The organism is uncultured Dokdonia sp. (assembly GCF_947492535.1).
Classification (GTDB): Bacteria; Bacteroidota; Bacteroidia; order Flavobacteriales; family Flavobacteriaceae; genus Dokdonia.
This window is the reverse complement of sequence record NZ_CANLNH010000005.1, coordinates 292,210-315,595: the sequence shown is the minus strand read 5'-3', so window position 1 is coordinate 315,595 and position 23,386 is coordinate 292,210. Positions and strand designations below refer to the sequence as shown.

The window sequence follows — 23,386 nt, the reverse complement described above, 5'->3', positions numbered from 1 at the left end:
AAACCCCGTAATTATACCTGTTTTTTAAAAATACTCTTTCCTATTCTGCTCTTTTTTTAAGATTCTTTGTAATTTTTAATCCATTAAATATCAAAGGGTAACTAAATAAAAACTCATGAGTAAAAAATCCTCAAACCAACAGAACGTAGACAAACCCACAGCAAATAATGTGAAATGCTGGAATAGTAATGGCTCGACCAAAATAGTGACACAACGTCTTAAAGAGATGTTTGTTGAAATGGGCCAGAAAACTAGAATCGAAAACGGTCAAAAACCAGCTGAGCGTGCTGTGTTTAGAAAACAACACGGAATTGCCTATGGTAATTTTGTCATTAATAAAGATATTCCTAAAAAATTCAAAGTGGGGATCTTTGCAGGCGACACCTATGAGACTGCCATGCGATTCTCTAGTGATACCTCACCTACATCAGCCGATTTACATTCTACCATAGGTGTAGGTCTAAAACTCTTTGGAGTAAAAGGAAGAAATCTCTTTGGGGAAGGAGATACTGCCGATTTCATTTTTCAAAATATCGATCGCTTCTTTGCTAAAGATGCGCAACAAATGTGTGCATTTACCACGGCTGGTGTAATTGATCAAGATTATGATAGTTATATCGATAAACATCATGAACTAGGGCGCATCTTAGGAGCAATGGCTAAGGAAGAAGGAAGTTGTCTGAGTGCAGATTATTGGGCAATACTTCCATTTGAGTTAGGAAAATCACAGATTGTAAAATATCGTTTAGTTCCAGAAGAAGGAACATCCAAAGGAGCTCCATTTGATGATTCAAATTACTTAAAATTAGATTTAGAAAAGCGTCTTCGTAATGGAGATGCAACGTTCCGATTTGAAATTCAGGTACGAACGAATGACAAAACGATGCCACTAGATGATGCCCAAGTGGTTTGGAGTACCAAGGAGAGTCCGTATATCTGCATTGCAAAACTACATATCCCACAACAAGATATTACGGCGATTGGTCAAGCCGATTTTGGCTCAAACTTATCCTTTAATATCTGGCGAACACTTGCGGCTCACAGACCCTTAGGTTCGATTGCAGAAGTGCGTAAAACAGTATATGCTGCTAGTGCAGAAACACGCCATCAAGCCAATGGACAGCAATTACAAGAACCTAAACACCGCTGTCCATTCTTTCAAGGAAATACAGATCAAGATGATGACTGTATTGTAAGAGCAGGGATCTACCCTCCTATTGGCATTACGCGTGTAGGTAATAGTGAAGATGAATATTTTTTAGGTCCTCTAGTAGATGAACCGCAAGCAAAAGAAGATGTATATGCATACAGAGATAAAACTGGAGCGTTAAAACGACAAGCAGCACAATTCAGAATCTATGGTTTTAATGCTGCAGGAAAAGCCATTAAAGAATTAACGCCAGATAAAGATACTCAGATTACGTGGCACGCCCATCTTGCTAATCAAAAGGCTTCTTGGTATCAATTCCAAATTGCCTTAGATATTCCTGATGCAAGTGATCCAGATATACCGCCATCATTACTACGCAATATTGATGTAAAAGATAGAAATACATTACATATAGATGGAGGGAAGCAAAGTATTTCAAAACCTAATGTTACCAAAGGACATACTTTTGAAGGAGAGTTTCAATCTAAGAAAGTGTATTTAGGAGAGATGCATACCGATAAAGAAGGACGTCTTATTATGCTAGGGGGGCACGGGAAGTCTGAAAATATTAATGGAGATATCGCAGTGACTTTTGCGAATAACGAAGGTTGGTATGACGATACTTCTGACGGTCCTATTACAGCAGATGTGACGTATAAAGGAGTGGCATTAAATGTAGATCCAGCCTGGGTAGTGTGTGCCCCGCCAGATTATGCACCTATGCAAAAATCGGTGCGTACGATGTGGGATTTAATGCGTGATATCGCAGTACAGTCAGGAATGCTTGAACGTCCAGCGAGACCTTCGTTTATGAAAGATATTTTACCCATTTTTGAACGTATGACCAATTTACAATGGGTAAATGCAGGATTTGCGGGTGCCTTTGGATGGGGAGGGCAGTTTAATTACACCTCTGAAGAGTGGGTACGAAGATTAGGCGATCCATCATCTGCAAATTATGAGATGCGTCGTACGATTTCGAATAACTTCCGTCGTTATGATGTTTCTGGCGCCGAAGCACCACAATTATGGCCTTGGATGTATGGTGATGCGATTTCAATTCCAACACAAGGATCTGTACGCCAACACTCAACACTATCTAAATTACAATTATCATTTTTAGATCAGTGGGTAGAAGGAGATTTTGATGCTGATTTTGAAAAATTAAGTACTACCGTCATTACAGATATTGATCAGTTACCCGTTTCAGAGCAACCCGATATGTTGACGAAAGCCGCCATGGATTTTTGCCTAGCAGATGCTTTTCATCCGGGATGTGAAATGACATGGCCTATGCGAACATCAGGAATGTACTCAGCACCATTTAGATTGAAGCATGTGCCAAAAACACCGCAAACGGATACGAGTTATTACGGTTCAACCATGAATAGTGATGTGATCACCATGTCGGCAGGTCCACTATTAGGAGGACAACCGCCAGGAGGAATTACACGCTGGATGGCAGTTCCTTGGCAAACAGATACCGCAAGTTGTAGAGATGGATATACAACATCTTATGATCCCTATTTACCAACGTTCTGGCCTGCAAGAGTACCTAATAATATCCTAAGTGAAGAGCGTTATAAAGAAGCGATTGATCCGAAGTTGTCTGAAGAAACGCGTAGAGAAGCCTTTGCATATCGTTATTTCTGGCTAGATGATCTACCTATGGATGGTGAAGCTCCTACGCAAACCAACCAGATCAATAAAATGATTAAGTATTTTGATAAACTAGCTGTAGTACAACCACGACCAGGAGTTACTGACAATCCTAATTTTCCACCAGAAATGCAGGTAGGGATCATTCCTAGTGAAGAACAACATGCGACACTACTAGCGGATACTATGAAAGACTTAAAGAACGTCATGAGTAGTAAAAAACGTTTGGGTGCAAAAGAAAAGAAATTATTAGATAAGGCCGTAAAACATTTATCTGATAAAAATCTTTTAAACAAGCAATTATTGATGACAAATGCAAAAGGTCAGTTAGATTTGCTTATAGAACATGAACTCGTAGAAGATTATAAAATCACGCCTAGCGTACAGCGACTACTAGATGTACTAGCTTCTAAAACACATAAGGCAGATCAAGTGAAAACAACACAACATCAAAAACAACCAAGAAAATCTGTGGGAGTACCTGAAAAAATGGTTCGCTTTGAGCGTTTTATCCCTAAAAAGCACTAATCATTGACAAAAATAGAAACAGACATTCTTATTATAGGTGGCGGTATTGCAGGTTGCATTGCCGCCATTTCATTAGTAAATACACATACCGTTACGCTCATTGATAAATTAGAAGAACCTAAAGAACGTATCGGAGAATCATTAGCGCCTGCTGCACAGCGCATCCTTAAAGAACTTGATTTATTAGAATCCCTTCACTCACACCAAGAACAACTCTACATTCAAAATCTAGGCATGCAATCGTATTGGGGCAGTGAGCAAGTACACATTGTAGATCATCTACGTAATCCTGATGGATTAAGTAAAAGCCTCGATAGAAAAGGGTTTGAAACGTTTCTAAGGAAATCAGCAGTTGAAAGAGGTGTACACTGTATCTGGCCTGCGAAGCTTAAAAGCAGTTCTCTAAACGATACCACTTGGCATGTGATTGCTACCTCTGAAAAACTTGAAGAACAACACATACAAGCCAAATTTATCATCGATGCTACAGGACGACAATCACATTTTGCAAGAAGCCAAGGTATACAACGTATCCATATAGATAAGTTAATAGCCTGTTGGGTGACACTTCCTGATACTGAGGTAAACACTATGAGTACGATTACTGCTACTGAAAATGGGTGGTGGTATAGTGCCGTTATACCAAATAACAAGCGTGTTATTGCTTTTCAAACAGATTCAGACTTGATCGATAAAGCGACGTTTAAAGACCTTGATTCTTTTCTTGAATTTTCAAAAGGAAATCTACAGATCACTTATATTTTAGGGAAAAACAAAACAAATATTACTTTTCACGGAGTGGTAGCCGCAAATTCAACACGACTAGAACAAATAACTGGCAAACAATGGGTAGCCATAGGTGATGCAGCCATTAGTTTTGACCCGTTGTCTTCACAAGGCATGTTTAATGCCATGGCCAATGCAATGCAATTAAAAGAACTGCTAGTCATGTCAAACATTGTAAATCATCCAGATACAGACATAGATAAACAATTTCAAAAAATGTATACCAAACAAATGGAATCCATTTGGGAGCAATACCTATATCATAAAAACACATTTTATAGCGCTGAAATGCGTTGGAAAAATTATCCTTTCTGGAAAAGAAGACATCATTCTTTATAGAACTATAAGCATTTCATATCTTTATAAGAAAAAGAAAATGCTTGTTAATGTATCGTATAATAATCCTGAGATTAAAAAGAAAATAGACACCGAAGTAGGTCTTCCATTTTCATTCTTTGAACGTATAAAATCTGGAGGTATTGGGATAGGACATCTTATTATCACTTCATCTAGTCTCGAAATTCAAAACATACTCGCCTTAGACAAATACCGTAATAAGTGTAATATTGAGTTACGGCCTAATGGTATTATTATTGGATTTCGATCTTTATTAGAGTCGTATGCACTTGTGATTCCGTATTGGAAACTTACTATCTATAAAGGCGATTCTCAAGAGTATAGCATTTATAGAGATACTTATTGTATCAAGATAGAAGCTACAGAAAAGAGAGTGCATCAGTTTATAAAACGTATTCTCATTGCCAAAGAAAAAGCAACTACAGATACAGCAACGTATTACTAAACAAGACCTTTTAACGCTTCATTACTAAGGGATTCTCGTTGATTTTTTGTAACTTATAGTACTTATTTTCGATGCAACCCTAATTGTATAGTAGTGCTATACCAATAGTTCTGCTTATAGAATAGGGGTTAAAACCGATCTCACACTAAAACGCCAAAATTATGAAAGCCTTATTAATGTTTAGTTGTTACTTGATGGTTGCTACACTCGTCTCGGGTGATGGAAGAATTACAATAGATGAAAAAATCTCTTTAGAAGGAGTTTGGGAACTCCAAAACCAACAAATGTATGAAGATGGTAATGTATCTGAAATCATGGAAAATGAAAATGGATACAGACAAATCAAAATGTATAGTAAAGGAAAAGTGATGTGGACACGCAATGATCCTTCAGATACTAATGAGTGGTTTGGATATGGAACCTATACTATAAAAAATGGAATGCTCGAAGAACGTTTAGAATATGCATCGGGTCCGATGATGAAAGTGGTAGATACCACACAAGTATTCCGATTTGAATTGATTATGGAAAAGAAAGCGTATCAGCAAATTCAATTGGATGATGATGGCAAACGTTTTCATGGAGAAAGTTATACGAGAGTAGAATAAAATAGACAACCTACTAAAAAAGTTAAAAGCCTAAAATCAATATGATTTTAGGCTTTTTTTGGTCGGGAGTGATCATGCTTCAGGCGTGACGACCTCCATTTTGTCGGGGTGATCACGCTTCAGGCGTGACGACCTCCATTTTGTCGGGGTGGCAGGATTCGAACCTGCGACCTCCGCGTCCCAAACGCGGCGCGATAACCGGGCTACGCTACACCCCGAATTGGTTATCTATATATCGCTTTGCTCCTCTTTTCTTTATCTTTTTTTCTAAAACCATGGCTTCAGATCTAGATAAAACTTCAATTTGCAAAACTAATTTCCAAGGTGCTCCGCCTTTTGTAGACGGTACTAAACCAAGGTTATGTCTTTTCAATCTTTTGTCAATATCTGCAGTTTGACCTACATAATATTTTGAACGTTTCTCGCTATATAAAATATATACGAACATATTGTTGTTATCTGGGTGGTCACGCCTCAAGCGTGACGACCTCTGCGTCCCAAACGCGGCGCGATAACCGGGCTACGCTACACCCCGAATTGGTTATCTATATATCGCTTTGCTCCTCTTTTCTTTATCTTTTTTTCTAAAACCATGGCTTCAGATCTAGATAAAACTTCAATTTGCAAAACTAATTTCCAAGGTGCTCCGCCTTTTGTAGACGGTACTAAACCAAGGTTATGTCTTTTCAATCTTTTGTCAATATCTGCAGTTTGACCTACATAATATTTTGAACGTTTCTCGCTATATAAAATATATACGAACATATTGTTGTTATCTGGGTGGTCACGCCTCAAGCGTGACGACCTCCGCGTCCCAAACGCGGCGCGATAAACACCGGGCTAGACCTGCCAAGCTTTAGCATGGTACACCCCGAATTGGTGTTTTGCGGGTGCAAATATACTACTATTTATTAGTTACAAAACAATCTTTTATAAATTTTTATCATAAATTATTTTATCACTCTTTATACGCTTTCGCGAAAGCGTATACTCATAAATCAAAAACACATCACTACTTCACAAACTAGTCAATACATTGACGAATGAGAATCGGATGGATAGAAAGTTCATCTATTCCCGCGAAGACGGGAATCTCTTTTTCACACCTCCCTCAATCCCTCCTTCCTAGGAGGGAAGCTCCAAGTATCTTCCTAATAAGAAGAGATTAAAGGGTATGTTTCAAAACAAAACCTATATCTAAATACAAAATAATCAGTACAATATTTTTCTATACGCTTTCGCGAAAGCGTACACTCATAAATCAAAAACACATCACTACTTCACAAACTAGTCAATACATTGACGAATGAGAATCGGATGGATAGAAAGTTCATCTATTCCCGCGAAGACGGGAATCTGTTTTTCGTTTTATAAATTCTAACAGTTTTAGTTATCTTACATCCATATAACGCTTACTTTATGAAACGGATTTTACTTTTTATTTTATGTATAGGATATACTGCGATGGGACAACAACAAACTTTTGATAAAGATGCTTTTGAACATAAAGACAAAACCCTACCCTATCGTATTTTAATGCCTGTAGATTTTGATGCCACCAAAACCTATCCGCTTCATATCTTTTTACATGGTTCAGGAGAGCGTGGAAATGATAATCAGGCGCAACTAGTACACGGCAGTGAATTATTTATAAAACAGAATCCTAATTATCCTGCGATTGTGATTTTTCCGCAATGTCCTAAAGAAGATTATTGGGCACAAATTCAATACAGGCGTGATGAGGAAAAAGGAACCAATGTCTTTATATATCCAAAGCAAAGTGAACCTACATGGGCAATGAGTGCCGTTATCGCACTGATAGATCACTATTTGGAGAAAGCGTATATTGATAAGAGCCGTATTTATTTAGGTGGACTCTCTATGGGCGGTATGGGCACATTTGAACTCTTATCTAGAAGACCCAATCTCTTTGCAGCAGCAACGCCTATATGTGGTGGTGGAAATCCTGATAACGTTGCTACATGGGCCAAAGAAACACCTGTATGGATTTTTCACGGCGATGAAGATAAGGTAGTTCCTCCTACGTATTCTAAAATCATGTACCAAGCTCTTTTAGAAGAAAAAGCAGTACCTAAACTTACTATGTATCCAGGTATAGGTCATAATAGTTGGGATCATGCATTTGCAGAAGAAGCATTCTTTTCATGGGTTTACAGTAAAAAAAGAAAAATTAACTAATGAATAATAAGCAATTAGACACGATATTCCATTCACTCATCGAAAATATCAAAGGAGGAAATGGGCATTGGCAATTTATACTCGGTGATACACAGGTTATTTGCCTCACAGATGAACTACATAATAGAATGCGATTTATGGCGCCTATCATAGAAACCGATAAACTAACACCTAGTGAAATGAAAACATGTTTGGAAGCCAACTTCCATACCGCACTAGACATTAAGTATGCCATTTCGGACGGAGTGTTATGGTCTGTCTTTATGCATCCATTAAAGGAACTCACAGAGCAACAAGTAGAAGATGCGATTCAACAAGTATATGCAGGTGCTCAGAACTTTGGATCATCCTACAGTAGTTCTAATTTGTATTTTCCCACAAAAGATGATCGTAGAAATCGTATGAATTAAATACATAATTAACCTTGTTATAAAGCTATTTTTAGCACTTCATTTTATGTACATTTGTGTTGCAAAAAATCACACAAATGAAAAACACTGCATTAACCGCAATACACGAAGCTTTAGGAGCAAAAATGGTTCCTTTTGCTGGATATAATATGCCTGTATCCTACGAGGGCGTAAACGCTGAGCACGAAATAGTGCGTAAAGGCGTAGGCGTTTTTGATGTATCTCACATGGGAGAATTTCTTATTAATGGAGAGAAGGCATTAGACTTTTTACAACGTATTTGTTCTAATGATATTTCTAAAATTGGTGTAGGTGGTGCACAGTATAACTGTTTGCCAAATGAAGATGGAGGAATCGTAGACGATCTTATTGTATACCGTATCAAAGAAAACGAATACTTAGCTGTTGTAAATGCTTCTAATATTGATAAAGATTGGGCGTGGTTCAACAAGCATAATACCTATGATGTAAACCTTAGAAACATCTCTGAAGATTTCTCACTTTTGGCTATTCAAGGACCAAAAGCTGCCGAAGCTATGCAGTCACTTACAGATACAGATCTTTCTGCTATCAAATTTTACACCTTTGAAGTAGGTCCTTTTGCTGGAGCAGAAAACGTAATTATCAGTGCTACTGGATATACAGGAAGTGGTGGTTTTGAAATATACTGTCATAATAAAGACGCAGAGATGGTCTGGAATAAAGTCTTTGAAGCAGGTGCCGATTGGGGGATTAAACCTATAGGACTTGCAGCCCGTGATACTTTACGTCTAGAAATGGGCTATTGCTTATATGGAAATGACATCGATGATACGACTTCTCCAATAGAAGCTGGTTTAGGATGGGTCACAAAGTTTACAAAAGACTTTGTAAATAGTGAAGCACTGAAAGCACAAAAAGAAGAAGGCGTTTCTAAAAAGCTCGTTGGTTTTGTATTGGATGAACGTGGAATTCCGCGTCAAGGATATGACATCGTAGATGATGAAGGCACAAAAATAGGTCGTGTAACATCTGGTACCATGGGGCCTTCTGTTGAAAAAGGAATCGGTTTAGGCTATGTAAACAAAGCATTTTCAAAATCAGATTCAAAAATTAACATACAGATACGCAAGAAAGCAGTCCCTGCCACCGTTGTAAGACCACCTTTCTATAAAGGATAAGTAGACATTTTTATCATACAATAGGAAGTTAGCTAACGGTTATGTATAATCATTGGCTAACTTCTATTGAAATTCCCCCTTGTTATCGCTTATAAAAAATCAAAAGATAAAGTCCTGATACTAGGAGCTTCTGGCTTTCTAGGCGCTGCCTTATATAAGGAATTATATAGATACTACGATACCTATGGCACCTACCATTCTGGTAAGATCTATAGTGACAATAAACATTTTTTTAGATACGACCTCATCGCCGATGATGTCTTTGAATTACTAAAAAAAGTACGTCCTTCTGTGATCGTATCAGCACTACGAGGTCCATTTCCTGCACAGTTAGAAGCACATGAACTCATTACCGAATATGCCGCCATGAGTGGTTGCAGAGTGGTTTTCTTATCAAGTGCTAATGTTTTTGATGCCTTTTCCCACTACCCTAGTTATGAGCATGACAAGACGCTTTCTGAAAGTATCTATGGCAAGCTTAAAATACGTATCGAAACCTTACTCATGCGTCACCTTCCTGAAAAGCAATATGCCATTGTACGATTACCCATGGTATTTGGCGTGCAGTCTGAACGTGTTCGCGAACTCAAAAATAACCTCCTTCTCGGAGAGCCTATTGAAGTATTCCCACATTTGATTATCAATACCACTACAGATTCTAAGTTTAGTCAGCAGGTGCATTATATAATCAATAGAAAGTTACACGGTATTTTCCATTTAGGGAGTTCTGATTTGATCCATCATAAGGAGTTTATACACGACTTGGTTACGATGTTTGACATCCCACGAAAACCACTTTATAAAAATGTGTACACCAGTAACTTTGATCGCTACTTAGCCGTACTTCCTAGAGACAACAAATTGCCCAAGCATTTAAGCATTACCAATGAAGAGGTCGTTGCTGGGAGTCAGAAGTTGTAAACGTTGATGTAAGGACATTGAGTGATTTTATCATAGGTGAAATTATATCAAAATACCGACTCGTCATTAATGACATAAGACTGCTTCGCTATAAGACGTAGGGCTTTTTAAATCAAAAATCACCAATCTCTAATCTTTTTTACGGATCGCTATGCTACAGGAATCAGGAGTCAGGACTATTTTAAATCAAAAATCCACAATCAACAATCTCCAATCTTTATTTTCCGCTTTCGCGAAAACAACAACAAGTAGATGACCGTTTGGCAAGAGTGACGAGAAATTACATATCCCATAAAGCAATTAGTTTTCATTTTATAAATGAGTAATGCAACATCTATTAAAAAATCTCGTCTTTACATAAAATAACATATATGAAACACGTAATCTTCTTCTTTGTCTGTATACTATCAATGACACAAATAGCCAAAGCACAAACTCAATCAGATACACTAAACATTGAAGAATTTACATATGACACAAAAAATGACTTAAAAATTTATTGTGTCCGCCCAGCAGATTATAATGAAGACAAAGAATATCCAGCCATTGTGATTTTTCACGGTGGGGGTTGGTATATGGGAGAAGCATCTTGGGGATTTAGTAATGCAAAACACTATGCTCAAAAAGGCATGGTAGCCTTCTCTGTACAATATAGACTCCAAGATTTAGGAAAAGGAATTACACCCTATGAATCAGTACTTGATGCTCAAACCGCATTAAGATGGGTTCGAAAGAATTCAGATACATTTTCAATAAATAAAAATAAAGTAGCGGCATACGGTTGGTCAGCAGGTGCGCATCTTGCTGCTTGTGCTGCTATATTTGATAATTTAGATACACCAGATGAAGACATCTCAAGCGCACCAGATCTACTAGCCTTAAAATCACCAGCCCTTTCATTATTGGTGTATTCTGACTTTCAAAAAAGGCTTCTTGATAAAATAGAAGTTAAAAATCTTTCTCCAGCAGAAAACGTTTCTGAAAATACACCACCTACCATTATTGTCATGGGAAGAACAGATACCGTAACACCGTTACAAGGTTCTGAATTGTTTAAAAATAATATGGATACCTATGGCAATGATTGTAAATTAGTCATCTATGATAACGTAGGACACTTATTTACTCCAGAAACAGAACCCGATGATGGTTGGCCAAATCCAGATAAAAAAGTAAGTGCAAAAGCCCAAGAAGAAATAGACAATTTTCTAAAAACATACGGGTATATACATTAAACCATCTTCTTTTTAGAGTACTACACTTAAAGAATCAAGTTTTATAATCGATTCGCTATGGTTTAAGAGATAAGACGCCGTCATTTCGACAGAACGAGGTACGAGTGACGAGCCTGTCTGCCGTAGGCAGGAAATTTCAAATTACTAATGATCACTTCCCTCTAAATGACATAAGACCGCTTCGCTATAGGACGTAAGACTTTTCAACCCTCCAATCTTTTTGGATCGCTACGCTACAAGAATCAGGACTCAAGACTTTTTAAATCATTAATCAAAAATCAGCAATCCACAATCTCCAATCAGCAATCTCTAATCTTTTTGGATCGCTTTGCTACAAGAGTCAGGAATCAGGAGTCAGGACTTTTTTTAAATCTTCAATCAAAAATCGACAATCTCCAATCTCCAATCTTTTCTTTTCTAATAGGTTTACGGGAATCCGTAATGAACTCTATATGGAATTGGGTAGGTTTAGTAATGATTACAAACGTTTATAAATAGGTATAGTCATTTGTAAATGGTAATAAGTCTTGACATAATTAATAACAAATATTTAATTAGCAGCACATTACAGGTATGTTTTTCAAATTTTGAAGTACATTTGAGAAGAAAAAACGTATATAAGAAATATCATACATGTATGATATACAATAGTTGTAGCACATATGAGAAAAACAATATCAACCATATTAATAATTTTATTTATCCAATTTAGTTTTGGACAAAATATCGAGCATTTCACTAAAGAAAACTCTGAATTGAAAGGTGATGACTTTTGGGGAATCGCAGTTGATGAAAAAGGAAATAAATGGCTTGGAAGTGCAAAATCAGGACTAATAAAATTTGATGGCGAAAAATTCACAACATTTGATGCCAATAATTCAGTTATTAAAGGAAAATACATTTCCCCAATTTTTATTGATTCCAAAAGCAATGTTTGGGTGTCATTTTCACAACCAGACGGTTTAGCAAAATTTGACGGAAAAGAATGGACTACTTATTCTGCAACCGAAATTAAATTATCTAAAATTTCAATCATCAATATAACTGAAGATGAAAATGGAATATTATACTTTGGAGGTTCAAACGGATTGACTTCTTTCGACGGAACTGAATGGAAAAAAATCGGACTTCCAAAAAGTGTTACAATTAGAGCATTGGCAGCTAAGAACGATAAAGAAATTTACATCGGACACAATAGCGGATTGTTAATTTATAAAAACTCAAAGTGGGAATCGTTGACAACGAAAAATTCTGATTTACAACAATATGTTCGCGCATTAAGATTATATAATGACAATGAACTTTATATTGGTTATGGAGGAAATTTAACTGGAGGTTATTCAATCCTAAAAAATGACAAATGGAATCACGTGAACAAAGACAATTCTGATTTGTCAAACAATATGGTTAGAGATATAGAGATAGATGACAATGAAAATTATTGGATGGCGACTAATGACGGACTAAATATTGTGACAAAAGATAAGATATACTCTTTATTTTTTCGTCAAAGAGGAAACGCAATTATGGATATAGCAATTGAAAATGATATTGCGTGGATTGCCACAGGTTATGGGTTATTTAAAATTGAATTATAAATAAAATACGTGCTACAACAATTTGTATAGTGCATATGCACCCTTTGGGATGCAAACGCACCATACAAGAGACGTTGTAGGTAATACAACACAAGCACAGAAAACACCTTTATAAAATGGAAGATTTATCTAGTAATGAAATATTTCTTGACATATTAGATAATTTCACAATAGAAGCCGAGAACTCGATAGAAACAGAAAAACTTGCTAAAGAATTAAAAAAAATAGGCAAAATAGATTTTAATAATTTTGACAATGTTGAAAAACGAGCAAAATTATTTTTAAAAATATCTGAATCACTATACCAATCTTCTAAAATATCGATAAATGAGTTTTTCTATTACCAAAACCACGCTATTGAAGGTCTGATGTTTGAGTCAAGGTTTTCTGAAGGACATTACAATTCAGAATTACAACCAATAGAAGATGAAATAGATAAAGTTAAAGAAAAGCACAATCTTAAGTCTGATGAGTATTGGTTAATAGACGAAGCACCATCTGAATATCAAATCCTAAATGAACAATACGAAAAAGTACTAGATAATAAAATCGAAAAATTATTCAGAGAATTTGCTTCGGCAAAAGCATTAGCATCTTTTTTAAATGAAAAAAAAATATTCAAAGAGATTGTTGAAATCGGTCGAAAATCAGTTTTTGTAAAAGATGAAACTGATAGACTTACCGAATTAAATAAAATATATAAAAAAGAAGCTGATTTAAATGAAAGTGCGAAAGCATTTTTATCAGCCAGTATATTGCTTGGTTCTATAATTGAAACAAAAATGATAATAAAGTGTTTAGAAAACCCAGATAAAGTTAAAGCTGTTGTCCGAGAAATTAAATCTAATAAAGAAAAAATAAATATTAAGTCTAATAAACCAACTGATTGGAATTTAAACGCTTTAATAGAAGTATCTAAAAAATGTAATTGGCTACCAAATATTGAGACAGAAAAGTTTGTTTTTTCAACTGAGAATATATGTCATTTTATAAGAAATATTAGGAATTTGGTTCATCCTGGTAATCATATAAAGAAAGCAAGTAGCTTAACATTAAGTGAAAATAATTTCAAAAAAATTAAAAATTCTTATGAATTAATTTGCTTGACATTAAACGGAACTTAAAATAAAGTACTACCTACAACACTATATATAGCAAATAGGACCATTAGTGTTTAACCGAAAGGTTGTTGTCTATTTGCGAAATCGCCAAATCTTTTGATTTGGTATTAAAAGAGAAAAATAAAACAAAATGTAAAAGATTTGGCTTGTGGCTTAACCGAAAATAATTGCTTATTTTCTGCCCAACTTGCCATATATTTAACGTTGTAGTGCATTTTGACTGATGAGAATATTTAAAAACATATTTAGTAAAAGGAAAAAAGATAAAAGTGAATCTGGTTCTAAAAAAATCGGATTAGTCAACACAGAAAATACTTCTTACCCTACACAAAGTAAATTAAAATTCATTTATAATGGCTTAAAGGAGTTTTACCCATATTCATTTGATGAGTTGGAACAAAGTCTTAAACTGGAATTTGATTTAGATAATAAATTAAATTACTGGATTAAAGTTGTTGAGCAATTTAACAAACTAAGCATAGAACCAAAAAATAAGAACAAAATCCGTCTCGATATCTTGGGAGATTCTTTCAGAGCCATAAAGAAAGAAAATAACCAAATTATGTATTATCCTTTATTTGAAAAGTGTTTAGATATTAGGTTCCAAGAATTTATAAAAAGTAGGAGTCAAAAAGGTTCCTTTGAACTTAGAAAAGTAGAATTAACTACAAGTAATAGAAGACAAAGCTATGATGGCGGATATAGTTGTCGCTGTGAAGACACGAAATCTACATTTGAAATAAGTCCCAATAGATATCTTTATGAACATATGAAAAAACTAATCACAGGTCAGACTTGTGATATTTTTACAGCTAGGTTTATGAAATGTGGTGTAATTGTTTCAAATAATTCATTTTTAATAGAACCCTTATTCAATAATATTCATTATTACGCAAGGCATAATGTTTTTTGTGGGTTAATAAAAGATAATGAAAAGAGAAATACCGATTTTGATAATACAACCTATCATAAAAAATACTTCTTTGATGTTTTGGGTAACTTAATTTTTGAAACACGTGGAGAATATAAAACACGGTTTTTACCTGAAATTGGTATTAATTATAATTTACCTGAAGAAAACAATATCGTTGAAATTAAAGCAGAACTAGTCAACAGGGATTATCGTAAAATTTTTTCATCTTCCTACTATACTAATAATAATTCATATGAAGGAACAACAGGTTTGATAAACAATAATAACGATCAAATTTTACCTAAAAAATATGGAGACTTAATCGTCTTCGAAAAAGAACAAACAATATTAGCTTCAAAAGATGATAAAGTTTATCTTTTTCAATTGAATAATATTGATGTTGTAAAAACTCTTGAATGTAATACTTTCATAGATGACAATGATTATACTAAAGAAGAAGAAATCTCACCATACACAAGAGTTGTAAAAAAAAATCAAACAGAATATGAAAATGAAATTATTGATTTATGGGGTCTAATAAATGCTCAAGGAGAATACCAAATACCTTCAGAGTATAATTACTTAGAGAGAAGTAATAACTTAAACTATTACAAAGTATTTAAAGCACCAGCCTTAAGTGATAATCATTTAAATTGGTTTGAACAAGAAGGAGAACTATTTTCATATAATAACACTGAAGAATCTTACAATTGGTGGTCTGACTATGAAAGTGGCTCTTTTACATCTTGTTTATACGTTATTAGTTCTTGGAAAGGTAATTACCTTGGTATTGTAGATATAAATAACAATGTGATTATTCCTAAAAAGTATAGTTGGATTGAATTTATTTCTTCCAAATTATTAGAAGTTAGTATAGACAGTGAAGTTATTAACTATTATGATAAAGACGGAGATGGTGAAAACACCTATGTAATGGGTGGTAAATTTGGTGTTATGGATATCAATAATAAATTAATAGTCCCATTAGAATACGATATAATTCAGTTAAGAGAAGAGAAGATATATGCTCAAAAAACTAGTTCTCATACTTTGAATAAAGATGAACCGTATGACATTTATGATTTTAATGGAAATAAGACTTAAATATAAACGCACTACAACACAGTATAAAAATAATAGCGATTTAATCCCCGCTAGCCCTCGTCTGTGACGAATGCTCTTGAATAACCCGCCATAAAAGAACTCACAACTCTCTTCCTCCTACTATGCTCCGTACTAGGAAAATGGTGGTTTGACACATGGAACTTCAATAGAAAACGTAAAAAAGACGTGACTACTACCGAAACGTATATCTAAAATCAGACGCATGGAAGCGAAAACGCTATGTCGTTTTAAAACGAGATAATTGGACTTGTGTTTGTAATGGTTAACGTGTTATCTGTTATCTGTTATTCGTTATTCGTTATCTCTTATCTGTTATCTGTTATCTGTTATCTCTTATCTCTTATCGATTATAAGGACGTTCACTTATCCAATGGAACCCTCGATTAATCAATAAAAAGTCATCGCCTCCCAGTTTTCTAGTTTTTCCAGAGATCGTATCATTTTTAAAGATATACTGGAAGTCTAAGGTATTTTCTGTTTTCGTATACTTAAAATCAAAATAATCAGTATCATTCCCAGAAGGGAAGAATTTAATCTTTTGAATGGTGGAGTCAAGTTCTATTCTATAACTAACCCTTTTCTTATTCATTGTCTGTACTTGTGCCCTACCTGCTCTTTCAAAACGGATTTCCTTCCAGCGTACATCACTATTATAATCGACGAGCGTATCACCATTTACTACATAATTTGTTACTTCATAAATGCCATATAATGGTGGTTTAGGATCATTTAAACCATAGGCTTCTTTAGAAGCGATAGCATCATAAAAACCATAACCTAAGGCATACGCAACAATTACCCCTTTTAAAACGCCTAAACTAATGCGTAGCCACTTCTTAAATGGAGGCCGCGGAATAATGGTTAATTTTTCTACCGCTTTGTTGGTGACTAAAAACTGCATTACTTTCTTTATATCCCGTGATAAAAGGAATAAGGTCATAATCACTAAATGCGTAGACATGATCTTCACAGGAACATCAAAGAAGTAATTCACAGCCATGACATTCATGGTTGTCATTAAGGTAATCACAGCTCCAAAAGTAAGCGTACGTCTAAATAACAATAAGCCTGCTAATACCTCTGCAATTCCCATAAATAGATTATACCCTTCTGAAAACCCTAAGAACGTCCATGCTAATCCCATAGGAGAAGATTCCCCATACGTTTCCATGAGTCTATAAAAACTAGGCGATGAAAATTGTAATTGAATTACCTTTATCAAACCGTAGCTAATGAGCATTAATCCCACATAATAACGCATTCCAGTCGTTAACCAGTAGTATAGTTTTTTATAATTAGAACGTTTTCTATCTAAAAGAGACCAAATCAACGTACCGATGACAGCCACGATAAAAACAATAAAAACAACCAAGTAATCATAGGTAGTATCCCCACTACCATTAGGTCCTGTATTAACATCATATGGAATCCCTACAACCGCTTTCCCAAACCAAGTAGCAAATTGCTGCATCCACTCCACAGGCTTCTCTGAGATATATCCAAAATAAGGATAGGCACCATTATTTTGAAATAAGATAATGAGTAGGAAATAGATAAATGAAAATCGAAACCCAATCTTTCCAGCCCTAGACCATGTAGTATCATCGGTAGATGATGCATGTGTCATAAAGGATAGTACTATTAATAATAGATATAATAATGTGACATAAATACCTATGTTAGGAAGAAGCGCTTCGGGATTTCCAGTAGCATCTGAGATCCCTTTTCCTTCTACTAAAATCGAATAATTCCCATCTACACGATCAGTATTAGAACTAGAAGTAAATTCTCTTACCAAAGAAATTTCTTTTGAAGAAATACCTGGGTTCCAATCTGGAATGATGCGATCTGTTACACTTGTTTCAAAACTAGCATTTTTAATTTCTACAGGTTGGTATGCTCCTGCTTCATCTTATATATAGAGTTCAAACTTATCAAAGAAAAACTTCCCATTGTACATGCAAATACCTCCAAAAACAATCTTTTCTGATCTTTCATCTATCGTACCTTCAATCGTATACTCAGTCCACGCATTTGTCTTTATGGGCCTATCGCGCATGTTATCAAAAAAACCTCTCCCTTGTTCTGGTTTATTATCTACTCTTGCCCAAACTCCAGACCAAGCTTTATCATCACTTGTTTCGGTTTTTGCATAAGCGACTATCTTAAACTTCTTTATAGAATCTGTTTGTACTTCGATAGTTTGCGCAAATGACGTCCAGTATCTAGAAACTTCCTTGATATTTTGACTGTTTGCAGAGACACTAAGTAGAATCGTGAAAAGAATGGTGATGAGCCTTTTGATATACATAATTGATGAATTTTATAAACCAAATATATAAAACTTATACTTGGATAATGGAAATACGTTTTTATACAAAATGTTAATTATGAAAAATATATGATTATTGTATACGCTTTCGCGAAAGCGAACTTGTGAGGCCTGCCTGCCGGCAGGCAGGTTCACGACCATAGGGAGAGCGAAGCGTTAAAGCGTATAAAGCAACCTACATAGTTAGCAGAAAATGAGTTGTAAAAAAGAGGTAAGTATAGCTAACCGTAAGAAACTTCTTAAGTGTCAACGCATTAAGCATAATCATTGCAAAGAAGTGAGACAAACCAGCCAGTAGAGACATAATCTCTCTAACCTATAGAGAAATTCTATATGCATCATATTATAAATAAATGCTAAAAAAATGGCATTAACACTCTAAATCACTAACTTTAAGATTATTACCATTCTTGCAAGAATAGACATATACCATGAGTGTCTTTAACTGTTCACGGTAAAATTAATCATCTATATATTTTACTATTATGTTAAAAAAAATTTCAAAATTAGAAGGAGCCCAAGGCTTATCTAAAGACGATCAAAAAGCAATTAAAGGAGGTATGCTTAAACCTACTTCTTGTGCAACCGTATGCCCAACAGCTTCTGCTGGAGTTCGCTGTCGTGTTCACCCATTATGTCCATTATATGATGGAATATGTGACGGACAAGGAGGTTATATTCCATTATAGACTTTCTAAGTAAAACATCTATGTAATGCAAGGCTTTTTAAAAGAGTCTTGCATTTTTTATTCCTATAAAATAGATACCATTAACCCGTTGTGTATGTTGACAACACAACTGTCATAGTATCCTATCAATCTTCATTATTTTCCTCAAACCCTAAAGGAAGTAATGAAGATTTCTTCGATTCACCCTTCAGGGAGGAGAAAAATCAAGAAATCTATTCAAAATGCACAATGGGTTACCACAAAATAAATTCTACATTTGTATTCTATATCAAATCAACACATCACAGCAATATGAAAACAAACATCCTTCTTCTTCTTCTTGTTATCAGCATATTTGTTACTGGTTGTCAACAAACTACATCAAACGATGAGACATTCATTCCTAAAAAAGGAATGATTAAAGTGACGATCTTATATCCAAACGACAATTGGAAAACATTTGATATGGACTATTATACCAATAAACATATGCCTATGGTCGATAGTTTATTAAGTCCTTTTATACGACATGTAGCTATTGATAAAGGAGTTGCTGGAGGAATCTCTGATACAGCTACTCCCTATTTAGCGATTGGATATCTATACTTTGATACGATCGCAGATTACGAAAGTGCTTTTGGTCCACATGGAGAAAAAATCCGTACGGATATTCCAAACTACACCAATATTAGACCTGTAGTTCAAATCAGTGAAATTATTCAATAAGCAACTAACAAATTCCTATATAGTCCAAAAAAAAAGCAAAAACGGTTGTTCCTACTACTGGTCTTATGCACAAAATCCTGACGCTAAAAAGCATAGTGAAAAATTAGCTATAATTTTCACTAAAAATTACGACAAAGGAGACAGAAATACTTTTTTGTAGTAATTTAGACACGTGTATATCGCACTGTCTTTTACACTACAATAACATACTGTATACTACTTTAAATAAATCAAATTAATACATAATACCTGCCTTTGTTAAGGTGAAAATTATGCAAGACACAAACCTACAAGCATACATCAAAGATGTACTAAATAATATCCCTACAGATTGGGTACACTTAACAACGCATCGACTCGATATTTATAATGAAGCATTAGCTAAAACAGCATTTTTAACGCAGTTTGAAACTTTATATAAAACGAATAATGCTACGCTAGAAGCCCTTCAAGAATTACCTACTGCCTTTGATTATATTCGATTAGGGCATCCATTATCATCTGTATTAGAATGGACCTTGGCTAAGATGTATGATCTAACTCCAGAAGGCGTGATTAGTTTTTCATCAAAGACCACTCCTATCTTGGCAATTCTGAGGAAAAATGTATTGGCGCATAAAAACACTCGAATCTTATACACAGGAGAGCTTCCTTCTTTTTTTGATGTTGATGTATTACACCGTGTATATGGATATACGTTTGATGTTCAAAAAATTGAAAATATAGCCACTATCTCTGAGTTTGATGGAAGTACCATTTTTATTTCTCAGCAAGATGATATTCACACCATAAATCGTAATCCAAACATTGATTTTTATATTAATCTTAATGATCACTTAGGAAGTGTGTTATTAGTACAAGGAGAGAAAAACGAAAGCTATATCTCAGAAATTCAACACGTACGAAGAAGAGAGACTATTGCGATGACTCCAGCCAATTGTTATACGGCCTTACAATCAATCATAGATAACAGACCTATTGAAGCAAGCACTAAAAATACGAATGCAAATAAAACACAGGTAGTAGATACCATTGCTGCAATTACAGGTACAGAGACAAAAGCATTGGTTGGTTCTAGTGGATTGTCTATTCAATATGCTATTATGATGGGACTCGTGCATGATGCCTTAGAAAATCATAAAGGAAAAGCAATCAAGTTTGTGGTTCCTCCTAATTGTTATGGAGGCACCAATGATCAAGCAAGACGTGTGGCAGCATGTATTGACAATGTTGCTGTTGTCGACTTACCCGTAGATGGTGATAATGATATGGTACAAAGTATCCATACAGTTTTAGACAAAATTGCTCAAGAAGATGCTGTTCCATATATCATTGCTGAAATTCCTACAAATCCTAGAGTAGAAGTTCCTGACCTTATCAAATTAAAAGAAGCATTACAAAAAGAGCGTACAACCGCAACAGGTAAAACCGCTGTTGCTCCTGTTTTTATTTTAGATCAAACATTTTGTCCTAACGTACACTTTTTAGGAGAAGGCGAAATACTCTCAACGGTAAGTGCTATTTCATATGCCAGCGGATCAAAATTCCCAAGTGGTGGACGATGTACAGCTGGATATTGCGTAGGAAATAAAAAAGCAGCGGGATTCATGCAAACTATAGAAATGCATCTACAGCTTTGCGATAATGAAGCGACAGATCTTCAATATGAAATCTTAGCAGAACAATTACCATCCATGAATCAACGAATTCAGGATGCATATACAAATACACGCGAATTTGTAAACTTTATCCATAAGACCTTACCAGATGCTAAAATCAATTTTGTATCAGAAGAATTGGCTACACAAGGATTTACTCCTTCCGTTTTTTCTTTAGACCTTCCAACAAAAGGAGCTACAGACCAAGAACGTGAAGCATACAAAAGAGCCTTAAATCACAAGCTTATCAACTTAATGATTACAGAAATTCCTAATGAGAGTAAGTATTGTGTGAGTTATGGACAATTAAAAGGATGCTACTGGACTATTCCTGCAACCTCAACACAAGGAACCACAAAAGAAGGAGATAAAGATTATATCGCTCGTGTTGCCCTTTCACCAAAGATGGATTTGGAGCTTCACAAAAAAGTATTCTCTGATTTCGTTAAAAGTATTTAATAATCAATGTATTATGTGTAAATAGAGATAAGTCATTGTGTATTTTGACAAAACAACTGTCATAGTATCCTAATCAATCTTCATTATTTTCCTCAAATCCTAAAGGAAATACTAAAGATTTCTTCCATTCACCCTTCAGAGAGGGGAAAAATTAAGAAATCTATTCAAAATACACAATGGGTAAAGATGTTGTATTTTTATAATTCATAATAATCAACATCATGAAAAATACAGCGATACTCCTTTTAAGTATGTTCTTATATATAGGAACAAATGCACAAAATGTGATAGGCGCTTGGGAAAGTTATACAACGTCTACAAGTGGCGAAAAACTAAGAAACGTAGTCATTTTTACAGATGGATATCAAGTACTAACCACGTATAACGCAAATACAGGAGCTTTTATTCACTCTAATGGTGGTACATGGTCTTTAGAGGGAGATATCATGACAGAACAAGTAGAATTTCATACGGATTCGCCAGAAAGAGTCGGTAGTAAAGTACGTTTTAAAGTAGTTATTACAGATACTACGCTTCAGATAGTAGGAAGTGATATGAAATTGACTAGAATAGATGATGGAACGCCTGGGAAACTACAAGGCGCTTGGCTCATGTCTGGAAGAAAACGAGATGGTAACATTCAAACACGTGATACCAGCAGACCAAGAAAAACTATAAAAATACTCTCAGGAACTCGCTTTCAATGGATTGCATATAATACAGAAACCAAACAATTTATGGGCACAGGAGGTGGTACCTACACCACCAAAGAGGGTACGTACACAGAAAACATTGAATTTTTCTCTAGAGATGATTCTAAAGCAAATCGTAGTCTAGCATTTACCTATGAACTTATTGATGACGCTTGGCATCACTCAGGGCTTTCCAGTAAAGGAAATCCCATTTATGAGATTTGGAGTATCAGGCACTAATACCGTATCATTTATAAACCACACTCAATTCTATGTTATTTTTCTCTTAAGTACGCTTTCGCGAAAGCGGAATTATGTACATTAGATACTACAAATTATAAAACGAAACAGCTATGAAACTTACAGAAGCACAGATTAAAGATCGCTTAGAAGATTTTCCAGATTGGGAATATGAAGACAATGCAATTCATACCAGTTTAGAATTTGAAAATTTTAGAGAAGTTTTTTCTACGATGACACGTATTGCCTTTGAAGCAGAGCGATTACAACATCATCCTGATTGGAGTAATGTCTATAATGAATTATCGATTACATTATCTACACACGATCATGGTGGCGTCACCGAAAATGATTTTGAATTAGCTGCTGCAATTGAAGATATTCTCAATGCATAAC

The 23,386-nt window shown here is 35.1% G+C and carries 21 protein-coding genes and 1 tRNA gene; 17 read left to right on the top strand and 5 right to left on the bottom strand.

The features are described from left to right. Positions 1 to 115 precede the first annotated feature (115 nt). The 4 genes from Q1A60_RS09335 (at position 116) to Q1A60_RS09320 (ending at position 5,533) form a co-directional block, all read left to right on the top strand. The gene (locus Q1A60_RS09335) at positions 116 to 3,337 is read left to right on the top strand and encodes a LodA/GoxA family CTQ-dependent oxidase (RefSeq protein ID WP_299765902.1); all 3,222 of its coding nucleotides are present in this window, start codon (positions 116 to 118) and stop codon (positions 3,335 to 3,337) included. A 3-nt stretch (positions 3,338 to 3,340) separates the two neighbouring features. After that, positions 3,341 to 4,462 carry a tryptophan 7-halogenase gene (locus tag Q1A60_RS09330; protein WP_299765904.1) on the top strand — a complete coding sequence of 374 codons (1,122 nt, stop codon included), beginning with the start codon at positions 3,341 to 3,343 and terminating at the stop codon, positions 4,460 to 4,462. Positions 4,463 to 4,499: 37 nt separating this feature from the next. After that, positions 4,500 to 4,925, top strand: a complete 426-nt coding sequence (locus tag Q1A60_RS09325) for a hypothetical protein (protein ID WP_299765906.1) — start codon at positions 4,500 to 4,502, stop codon at positions 4,923 to 4,925. A 161-nt stretch (positions 4,926 to 5,086) separates the two neighbouring features. Beyond that, the gene (locus tag Q1A60_RS09320) at positions 5,087 to 5,533 is read left to right on the top strand and encodes a hypothetical protein (protein WP_299765917.1); all 447 of its coding nucleotides are present in this window, start codon (positions 5,087 to 5,089) and stop codon (positions 5,531 to 5,533) included. A gap of 143 nt (positions 5,534 to 5,676) precedes the next feature. Here the strand turns inward: Q1A60_RS09320 and Q1A60_RS09315 are convergent. The 3 genes from Q1A60_RS09315 to Q1A60_RS09305 form a co-directional block, all read right to left on the bottom strand. After that, positions 5,677 to 5,751 (bottom strand) — tRNA-Pro (locus Q1A60_RS09315). Continuing rightward, a complete protein-coding gene (locus Q1A60_RS09310; protein WP_299765937.1) occupies positions 5,742 to 5,981 on the bottom strand; it encodes a GIY-YIG nuclease family protein in 240 nt (79 codons plus the stop codon). Before Q1A60_RS09310 ends, Q1A60_RS09315 begins: the two co-directional genes overlap by 10 nt. 77 nt (positions 5,982 to 6,058) lie before the next feature. Further along, positions 6,059 to 6,298 carry a GIY-YIG nuclease family protein gene (locus Q1A60_RS09305; protein WP_299765937.1) on the bottom strand — a complete coding sequence of 80 codons (240 nt, stop codon included), beginning with the start codon at positions 6,296 to 6,298 and terminating at the stop codon, positions 6,059 to 6,061. 654 nt (positions 6,299 to 6,952) lie between these two features. Between Q1A60_RS09305 and Q1A60_RS09300 the strand changes: the two genes are divergently transcribed. The 8 genes from Q1A60_RS09300 (at position 6,953) to Q1A60_RS09265 (ending at position 16,194) form a co-directional block, all read left to right on the top strand. Next, the gene (locus tag Q1A60_RS09300; protein ID WP_299765939.1) at positions 6,953 to 7,732 is read left to right on the top strand and encodes a prolyl oligopeptidase family serine peptidase; all 780 of its coding nucleotides are present in this window, start codon (positions 6,953 to 6,955) and stop codon (positions 7,730 to 7,732) included. Continuing rightward, positions 7,732 to 8,142 carry a hypothetical protein gene (locus tag Q1A60_RS09295; protein WP_299765941.1) on the top strand — a complete coding sequence of 137 codons (411 nt, stop codon included), beginning with the start codon at positions 7,732 to 7,734 and terminating at the stop codon, positions 8,140 to 8,142. The genes Q1A60_RS09300 and Q1A60_RS09295 overlap by 1 nt, the downstream gene beginning before the upstream one ends. A 77-nt stretch (positions 8,143 to 8,219) precedes the next feature. Continuing rightward, complete coding sequence (gene gcvT / locus Q1A60_RS09290; protein WP_299765943.1) at positions 8,220 to 9,302, top strand: glycine cleavage system aminomethyltransferase GcvT; 1,083 nt, start codon at positions 8,220 to 8,222, stop codon at positions 9,300 to 9,302. A 66-nt stretch (positions 9,303 to 9,368) separates the two neighbouring features. Beyond that, positions 9,369 to 10,223, top strand: coding sequence for a sugar nucleotide-binding protein (locus Q1A60_RS09285; RefSeq protein ID WP_299765945.1), 855 nt, complete (start codon positions 9,369 to 9,371; stop codon positions 10,221 to 10,223). A gap of 371 nt (positions 10,224 to 10,594) precedes the next feature. Beyond that, entirely contained in the window at positions 10,595 to 11,458 is an 864-nt protein-coding gene (locus Q1A60_RS09280) for an alpha/beta hydrolase (protein WP_299765947.1), read from the top strand. A 662-nt stretch (positions 11,459 to 12,120) separates the two neighbouring features. After that, on the top strand, positions 12,121 to 13,056 hold the full coding sequence (locus Q1A60_RS09275; protein ID WP_299765949.1) for a hypothetical protein: 936 nt from the start codon (positions 12,121 to 12,123) through the stop codon (positions 13,054 to 13,056). 116 nt (positions 13,057 to 13,172) lie between these two features. Next, positions 13,173 to 14,180, top strand: a complete 1,008-nt coding sequence (locus Q1A60_RS09270) for a hypothetical protein (protein WP_299765951.1) — start codon at positions 13,173 to 13,175, stop codon at positions 14,178 to 14,180. Positions 14,181 to 14,400: 220 nt separating this feature from the next. After that, complete coding sequence (locus Q1A60_RS09265; RefSeq protein ID WP_299765953.1) at positions 14,401 to 16,194, top strand: WG repeat-containing protein; 1,794 nt, start codon at positions 14,401 to 14,403, stop codon at positions 16,192 to 16,194. A gap of 361 nt (positions 16,195 to 16,555) precedes the next feature. Here Q1A60_RS09265 and Q1A60_RS09260 read toward each other — a convergent pair whose 3' ends face one another. After that, the gene (locus tag Q1A60_RS09260; protein WP_299765955.1) at positions 16,556 to 18,013 is read right to left on the bottom strand and encodes a hypothetical protein; all 1,458 of its coding nucleotides are present in this window, start codon (positions 18,011 to 18,013) and stop codon (positions 16,556 to 16,558) included. 114 nt (positions 18,014 to 18,127) lie between these two features. Continuing rightward, positions 18,128 to 18,526 carry a hypothetical protein gene (locus tag Q1A60_RS09255; RefSeq protein ID WP_299765957.1) on the bottom strand — a complete coding sequence of 133 codons (399 nt, stop codon included), beginning with the start codon at positions 18,524 to 18,526 and terminating at the stop codon, positions 18,128 to 18,130. A gap of 506 nt (positions 18,527 to 19,032) precedes the next feature. On the opposite strand from Q1A60_RS09255, the gene Q1A60_RS09250 reads away from it, so the two are divergent. The 5 genes from Q1A60_RS09250 to Q1A60_RS09230 all read left to right on the top strand — a co-directional run bounded on the left by Q1A60_RS09250 (position 19,033) and on the right by Q1A60_RS09230 (position 23,385). Continuing rightward, positions 19,033 to 19,236 (top strand): hypothetical protein, encoded by a 204-nt coding sequence (locus Q1A60_RS09250; RefSeq protein ID WP_299765958.1) that lies wholly within the window; start codon positions 19,033 to 19,035, stop codon positions 19,234 to 19,236. 291 nt (positions 19,237 to 19,527) lie between these two features. Further along, on the top strand, positions 19,528 to 19,941 hold the full coding sequence (locus Q1A60_RS09245) for an EthD family reductase (RefSeq protein WP_299765959.1): 414 nt from the start codon (positions 19,528 to 19,530) through the stop codon (positions 19,939 to 19,941). Positions 19,942 to 20,213: 272 nt separating this feature from the next. Continuing rightward, positions 20,214 to 22,058, top strand: coding sequence for a PLP-dependent transferase (locus Q1A60_RS09240; protein ID WP_299765960.1), 1,845 nt, complete (start codon positions 20,214 to 20,216; stop codon positions 22,056 to 22,058). Positions 22,059 to 22,279: 221 nt separating this feature from the next. Then, entirely contained in the window at positions 22,280 to 22,990 is a 711-nt protein-coding gene (locus tag Q1A60_RS09235) for a membrane or secreted protein (protein WP_299765961.1), read from the top strand. Positions 22,991 to 23,103: 113 nt separating this feature from the next. Further along, on the top strand, positions 23,104 to 23,385 hold the full coding sequence (locus Q1A60_RS09230; protein ID WP_299765963.1) for a 4a-hydroxytetrahydrobiopterin dehydratase: 282 nt from the start codon (positions 23,104 to 23,106) through the stop codon (positions 23,383 to 23,385). Position 23,386: the final 1 nt, after the last annotated feature.